Raw genomic sequence first — 6,583 nt, 5'->3', positions numbered from 1 at the left:
CGTAATCGACGCCGAAACCGCCGCCGATGGAGATGGTGCTCACCGGATGGCCGAGGGTGCGGGCCTCGAGGCAGCGGTCGATCAGGGCGCGCCCATTTCCGCGGACAGCGCGGCGGCGAGATCCCCGGCCTTCTGATCCAGCAGCGCGACAACACGTGTCAGCAGGGCGGCGCGTTCCTCGGGCGGGGTGGTCGGCCAGGGTCCGCTGTCGAAGGCCCGGCGTGCGGCGGCGACCGCGGCGTCGACGTCGGCGCGGGTGACGACGGGCACGCTGCCGACGGTTTCCAGGGTTGCGGGCGAGACGACGGGCAGGGTGTCGGGACCGGCCGGTGCGGTCCAGTGGCCCCCGATGAACAGACTCTGGTACTCCATGAGAACACGTTACAGTTTTGCCCCTCCGGCTGTCTGGAGCATCACGGGTGTGGGTCCCGCTGACCGGGATCTTCTTTGAAATTCGACTCCTCGGTTTCTAAGTCGCGTTGTTACCCGTGGGGTAAAACGTGATTCGAATTCTGGGTAGCCAGACGGTGGCCTATGCTCGGTTCTGCACGCCTTTCTCTGCCGCTCTGGTCGATTGCTATGCATTAGCTCTGCGAAAGGTAGATCACTCGTATGACCGATGTGCGCTCCGATGAACTCCTGCTCGACGAACTGGCCGATCTCGGCTTGCCGGTGATCAGTACGCCCATGCAGCGGGCGGCGAGTCAGTTGCAGCGGGTGTTGCCCCCGGGCTGGCGGGTCGACGTGGCCGAGGCGACCTATCCGACAGTGCGGACCGGGCAGCCGGTATTGCGACTGGTGTTGCCGGAGGATTGATCGGCGTCTAACGCGCAGGGCCGCAAGTGATTCCGCATACTTGCGGCAAACCGGCAGCACTCCCAAATATCGAATTCCAACCTGTCGGTTCGCTTTTCACCGAACGCACTATTGCATTCGACGGGCGCAGCGAGCATGCTTTATAGCTATCGCGGATAGCTCGCTAGATTCATGAACCGTTACCGCACAGGGGAGTCCGAGTCATGGCGGTGCAAGTAGTCGATCGGTCGCTGATGACCAGTGATCTCACCCCGCACCAGGCGAAAAGCGTGGGCGCAGGCGGTTGGGTGGTGTCCTTCCTGCCGGGCCGCACCCTCACCCTGGAGCAGGCCGCCGCCGCATTACAGGCCGCCGAGGCGGTTGCCGCGGTGAATGCCCTGGCCGGTCAGGTCGGGCTGACCGCAATGGAGACCGTCGGGTTGGCTACCCAGGAGTCACCATGGGGCGAACCCGAACCCTGCACCGCCCTGAGCCGAATCTTCCGTCGCGGCTATGCCGAGCGCTGACCCCGGTCAGGCCGAGTGGCGATCGCGCTTGGTGGCCACCACCACCAGGTTGCTGACCAGCAGCTCCCGCAGCACCGGAACCCTGACCATCCACCAGGCCCAGCGCGGGTGATAGCGCGGGAACACCGCGAGAATCTCGACCTCGTCCGGTGTTTTACGCGCCCAGCGCAGTCCCTCGGACGCCGTCACCGCGAACAGTGAACGGCCGAAACGATTCTTCGGCTCCTTGCCGTGTTTGCGCCGATACCGCCGCGCCGCGTACTCGCCACCGAGGTAGTGCCACGGCCCGGTCTCGTGGCCGCCGAACGGCCCCAGCCACACGGTGTACGAAAAGACCATCAGCCCACCGGGTTTGGTGACCCGCAGCATCTCCTCGGCCATCGCCCACGGCTGCGGCACGTGCTCGGCCACATTCGAGGAGATGCAGATCTCCACCGCGTCATCGCGGAACGGCAGCGCCATCCCCGACCCGCGCACCGAGCCCGCCACCCGCAGCCCGGCCGCGTGCATCTCCGACGGATCCGGTTCCACCGGCAGGTACCGAGCCCCGGCCTTCCCGAACTCGTCGGCGAAATACCCGGGCCCCCCGCCCACATCCAGCACGATCGTCCCGCGCAGCGACTCCCCGGTCAGATCCCGATAGAAATCCCCCACCAATTCCGCGGTATCCACCGCCACCCCGCCATAAAAAACAGCCGGATCGGTCTGCTCGAACCGAAAGCTCCCCAGCAGCCGCAACGACCGCCGCAGCGTCGCCCGCCGGGCGAATCGCGGACCCCGCCCGGCCCGTCGCGTCAGGGTTCGCTCAGCTCGAAGCACGGCGGCAAGTCTCGCACAGCCACCGACACGCTTCCGCACGGCCAACGACAGCCGCCGCCATCCCGCGAACGAGAGCGGCCATCATCCTGGCGAACGAGAGCGACCGTCCTCGTCATCCCAGCGTGCTTTTGGCTGGGATCCACACCCCGAGATGTTGGATTCCGGCCAAAAGCACGCCGGAATGACGAGGGAAGCGGTCTGAATGACGAAAGCGGCTGACAGTTCGGCGTCTCGATTCAGGTTCGCCGTGCAGGTCGGATGACCACTGTCGGCCCGTGACGCGGGCGCGGGCTATATGGTGGAGCCCATTGTCTGTCCGACCCTCGACCGTGACCTGGAGATCCGCCCGTGCGTGAAGTGCTGCTGCTGTGCTGGCGCGACACCGGGCATCCACAGGGTGGGGGTAGTGAGCGGTATTTGGAGCAGGTCGGGGCGCAGTTGGCGGCCCGCGGCGTGAAGGTGACCTTGCGGACCGCGGGGTATCCGGGGGCGGCGCGGCGGGAATCGGTGGACGGCATCGAGATCAGCCGTGGCGGCGGGCGGTTCACCGTGTATCCGCGGGCGCTGGCGGCGATCGCGCTGGGACGGTTCGGGGTCGGGCCGTTGAAGGGGCTGCGGCCGGACGCGGTCATCGACACTCAGAACGGGATCCCTTTCTTCGCGCGCGCCGCGACGGCCGCGCCGACCGTGGTGCTGGTGCATCACGGGCATCGCGAGCAGTGGCCGGTGGCCGGGCGACTGGTCGGCCGGATCGGCTGGTGGATCGAATCACGGCTCTCGCCGCGGGTGCACCGGCGCGAGCAATACCTGACGGTGTCGCTGCCGTCGGCCGAGGAGCTGACCGCGCTCGGTGTGGCCGGGACGCGAATCGCGGTGGTGCGCAATGGCGCCGAGCCGATTCCGGCCCGCGTGCCCGCCGGCGATGACGACACCCGCACCGCGCACCCGAGCATCGTGGTGCTGTCGCGGCTGGTGCCGCACAAGCAGATCGAGGACGCCATGGCCGTGGTGGCCGGGCTGCGCGACCGCGTCCCGACCCTGCGCCTGGATGTGATCGGCGACGGCTGGTGGGCGGGCAATCTGCGTGCCCACGCCGACGAACTGGGCATCGCCGACGCGGTCACCTTCCACGGTCACGTCGACGAGGACGAGAAGCATCGGCTGCTGTCGCGCGCCTGGGTGCACGTGCTGCCCTCCCGTAAGGAGGGCTGGGGTCTGGCGGTCATCGAGGCGGCGCAGCACGGCGTGCCCACGGTCGGATACCGGAGTTCGCGCGGGCTCACCGATTCCATCGTGGACGGGGTGACCGGCCTGCTGGTCGACGATGCCGCCGCGCTCACCGAGGCCGTCGGCGAACTGCTCGGCAATCGCGAGGCCCGCACGGTGCTGGGGGAGAAAGCGCGGGCGCGGGCCCGTGAATTCTCTTGGGAGCAAACCGGAAACGGGGTCTACGAGGTGCTCTCGGCGGTGACCCGTGGCGAGCGGGTCAGCGGCCTGATCGCGCCCGCGCGAACATGATTCGCTCGCTGTGAGGATCCCGAAAGCGATCGCGCCGGTCTACTACGCTCCATAGTCTTCATGGATGTGGATCATTCTCGTCATCGCGCTGGTGAGCATCGTCGTGATCGGATTCGGGTTCGCCCTCGGTTTCCCCAAGGACTGAGCCCTCGCCGGGAGCCGACCGCCGCGAATGCAGTGCCGCGGTGAGGAATCCGCCGACCAGCAGTGTCGCCCACAGCAGGTGCGCGGCGCCGGACAAGCGGCGATCCGCGGGCGAGGCGTCGTCGACGGTAATGGTCCCCGGCACCCGGTACAGCCGCAGGTCGGCATCACTGTAGACGGGATCCAGTTGGGCGAGACTGTTTTTCGAGTCGCCGAGCGGCCCGGGAGTCCCGCCCTCGACCAGCACCCAGCCCACCCCCTGCGCGGCCAGTTCGCGCGCTGTCGCGCCGCGCAGCAACAGCTTCTCCACCCGTCGCGCCTGCTTGCTCTCGCCGGCGACGACGCCGCCGCGCACCGGAAGTTCCCCCGTCTGCAACGCATCCCGGCGCAGCATGCGCGGTGCGGGATCCAGCACCGGTGCGCTGCCCGAGTAGCCGAACTTCCGGAAGATGCCGCCCGGCAATACCGCGACATCGCCGGGGCCGTCCACCAATGCCGAAACCCGTTGCCAGGCCGCCGGATAGTGCACCGGCCGCAGCGCTCCGCCGACACCCCAGGCCAGATCCGGCAGTGCGAGGAGCAGCAGGGCGATGAAAAGCACCGCGGCCCCGCCGGTCCGGGGCCGATCGGGCCGTGCGGCGGGCCCGTCGAAGACGTGCACCGAGAGCCATCGTCCGACCACCCGGCACCCCGCCGCCGCGCACAGCGCGTAGGCGGGCATCGCCAGGGCCACGTATTTCTGGGTGTCGCGTAGCAATCCGGCGCCGGGCACCCGGGTCACCAGGAACTCGCCCACCGACAGGCCCCAGCCGGTCGCGCCCAAGGCGGGCAGCACGATCGCCGCGACGGCCAGCCAGATCAGCCGCCGGGCGACCCGGCCGGAGTCGCGGACCGCGCGCACCCCGGTGATCACCAGCGCGAGCAGCAGTGCCGTCCCGATCAACGCGAAGAACGTTGTGCGCGAATCGGGTACGGCGGTGCTGTTCCAGATGCCGCCGAGGCCCGCGAGGCTGCCCAGGGTGCCGAGCCAGGGTTCGGCGCGGGCGGCGAAGGCGGGGATGCCCGCCGGGTCCGAGGGCGCGGCCCCCGTGCCCGAGAGCGCGGTCGCGATCACCCACGGCATGGTCGTGAGAATCCAGAAGGTCACCGTCGCAGGCAGATTCCGCTTACCGACCAGTGCCACCGCGAGGCCGCCCGCCAGCAGTGACCCGGTCGGCGTCAGCCCCGCGGCGGCCAGGCAGCCGATCAGCGCCGCCCAGGTACCGGCCGTGCCGGACGGCGGTGCGGCGCGTAATCGGGCCGCCAGCAGCGCTATCCAGGGCAGGGCGGCATAACCGGTGAGCAGGCTCCAGTGGCCCTGGAGCAGGCGCTCGGCCACATAGGGATTCCAGAGGGCGACCGTGGCGGCCACCAGTTGCGGGCCCAGCGAGACCCGCAGCAGTTCCCGCGCCAGCGCCGCCGCACCCCAACCGGCCAGCCAAAGAGCCGCCAGCAGTATCGCTTTGACGACGATCCCGCCGTCCACGACCGCGGAGAGGACGGCGAGCAGTGCGTCCTGCGGCACGGCGCGCGGCGCGGCCTCACCCAGTCCGAGCGCCGAATCGGTGAGGTACGAGCGCGGTGTGCTGACCGCGTCGCGCAACAGCAGATATCCCGATCCGAGCAGCGGGCCCAGCACGAGCAGGGCCAGCGCCAGGCTGTAAGCCGGCACCACCAGCCGGTACCACCGCTTGGGGCCCTCCGCATTCACATCCGGCACCCTACGTCCCACCCATGCCGAGATCCGGGACCGGCGAACGCTTCTCCGCGTCCTCGCGCGCCGTGCGCAGTGCGATGCCGGTGATCGCCAGCGTGGTGGCCGCCGCGGTGACCGTGGCGATGACGATCAGCGACAACACCGAATGCGCACAGGTCAGCATGACGGTCACGCCGACGGCCAAACCGATCCAGGTGATCGCGGCGGGAGCCGTGCGATCCGCGGCGATCGCCGACAACAGTGCCGCCTGAAGTACCGCCAGCAATGCTCCCTCGAGCGCGAACAGCCACAGCAACCCCTCTATCGGCGCATAGTCCTGCCCGGCGAACATCGGCGCGAGCGGGGCCGCCACGGCCGCGCCCAGCACGGTCACCGCCCCGATGCCCAGCAGCACCGCCAGCGCGGAGCGCATCGCGCGCGCGGAATGCTGCGGCTGCGCCATCCGCGGATACAGCACCACCCCGACCGCCTGCGGCAACCAGAACGCGATCTTGGCCGCGATCGCCCCCAGCGCGTACCGCCCAGCATCGTTCTCGTCCAGCACAATCCGCGCCACCAGCAGATCCGCCGCCGACAGCGCGGTCAACGCCGCCTGCACCTGCACCGCCCGGAAAACCGCCGCGACCCCGAGAACCCAGGTGACGCCGGGACGATCGGAGACGGCGGTATCGGTGATCCGCCGGGCGATCACGGCCGCGGTCGCCGCGCCCGCGGCCCCGGCCCAGAGGGCGGGTGCGGCACCGAGTCCGCAGGCCAGCAGGATCACCGCGGGCGTCACCCGGATGACGGCAGCCCCGCCGAGCACGGTCGCCAGCTCGCGAAAGCGGCTGCGGCCCTGGAGTATCCCTTGCTCCCCGGCCAGCAGGACCAGCATCGGCGCGGAGCACAGTGCGCCGCCCGAGGCCACCGGGCTCACCTTCAACACCGCGCCGACCGCCTGCGGCAACCAGAACGCGATCTTGGCCGCGATCGCCCCCAGCGCGTACCGCCCAGCATCGTTCTCGTCCAGCACAATCCGCGCCAC

At 69.6% G+C, this 6,583-nt stretch carries 7 protein-coding genes; 3 read left to right on the top strand and 4 right to left on the bottom strand.

The annotated features are described in order from the left end of the window. Positions 1–81: 81 nt before the first annotated feature. A complete protein-coding gene (locus tag ACWELQ_RS33390; protein WP_452401022.1) occupies positions 82–372 on the bottom strand; it encodes an aldehyde dehydrogenase family protein in 291 nt (96 codons plus the stop codon). Positions 373–612: 240 nt separating this feature from the next. Between ACWELQ_RS33390 and ACWELQ_RS33385 the strand changes: the two genes are divergently transcribed. Together ACWELQ_RS33385 and ACWELQ_RS33380 are read left to right on the top strand one after the other, a co-directional pair. Next, positions 613–816, top strand: a complete 204-nt coding sequence (locus ACWELQ_RS33385) for a hypothetical protein (protein ID WP_452401021.1) — start codon at positions 613–615, stop codon at positions 814–816. Between the two features lie 203 nt (positions 817–1,019). Beyond that, entirely contained in the window at positions 1,020–1,322 is a 303-nt protein-coding gene (locus tag ACWELQ_RS33380) for a hypothetical protein (RefSeq protein WP_452401020.1), read from the top strand. Positions 1,323–1,328: 6 nt separating this feature from the next. On the opposite strand, the gene ACWELQ_RS33375 is transcribed toward ACWELQ_RS33380, so the two are convergent. Then, positions 1,329–2,141: a class I SAM-dependent methyltransferase gene (locus ACWELQ_RS33375; protein ID WP_452401019.1), complete on the bottom strand. Its 813-nt coding sequence runs from the start codon at positions 2,139–2,141 to the stop codon at positions 1,329–1,331. Between the two features lie 348 nt (positions 2,142–2,489). On the opposite strand from ACWELQ_RS33375, the gene ACWELQ_RS33370 reads away from it, so the two are divergent. Further along, positions 2,490–3,659 carry a glycosyltransferase family 4 protein gene (locus tag ACWELQ_RS33370; RefSeq protein WP_452401018.1) on the top strand — a complete coding sequence of 390 codons (1,170 nt, stop codon included), beginning with the start codon at positions 2,490–2,492 and terminating at the stop codon, positions 3,657–3,659. A 58-nt stretch (positions 3,660–3,717) separates the two neighbouring features. On the opposite strand, the gene ACWELQ_RS33365 is transcribed toward ACWELQ_RS33370, so the two are convergent. Together ACWELQ_RS33365 and ACWELQ_RS33360 are read right to left on the bottom strand one after the other, a co-directional pair. After that, positions 3,718–5,493 carry a hypothetical protein gene (locus ACWELQ_RS33365; protein ID WP_452401024.1) on the bottom strand — a complete coding sequence of 592 codons (1,776 nt, stop codon included), beginning with the start codon at positions 5,491–5,493 and terminating at the stop codon, positions 3,718–3,720. Positions 5,494–5,563: 70 nt separating this feature from the next. After that, positions 5,564–6,583, bottom strand: a 1,020-nt coding sequence (locus ACWELQ_RS33360) for a polysaccharide biosynthesis protein (RefSeq protein WP_452401017.1), incomplete at its 5' end; no start/stop codon positions are given.

This window comes from Nocardia sp. NPDC004722 (assembly GCF_053601505.1).
Note: the sequence above shows the minus strand (reverse complement) of the source record. Positions and strands in the feature narration are given on the sequence as shown.

What these genes read in the sequence shown, in the direction of transcription:
- ACWELQ_RS33390 (WP_452401022.1), bottom strand. Translation starts at nt 372, where the DNA reads ATGGAGTACCAGAGTCTGTTCATCGGGGGCCACTGGACCGCACCGGCC.
- ACWELQ_RS33385 (WP_452401021.1), top strand. Translation starts at nt 613, where the DNA reads ATGACCGATGTGCGCTCCGATGAACTCCTGCTCGACGAACTGGCCGAT.
- ACWELQ_RS33380 (WP_452401020.1), top strand. Translation starts at nt 1,020, where the DNA reads ATGGCGGTGCAAGTAGTCGATCGGTCGCTGATGACCAGTGATCTCACC.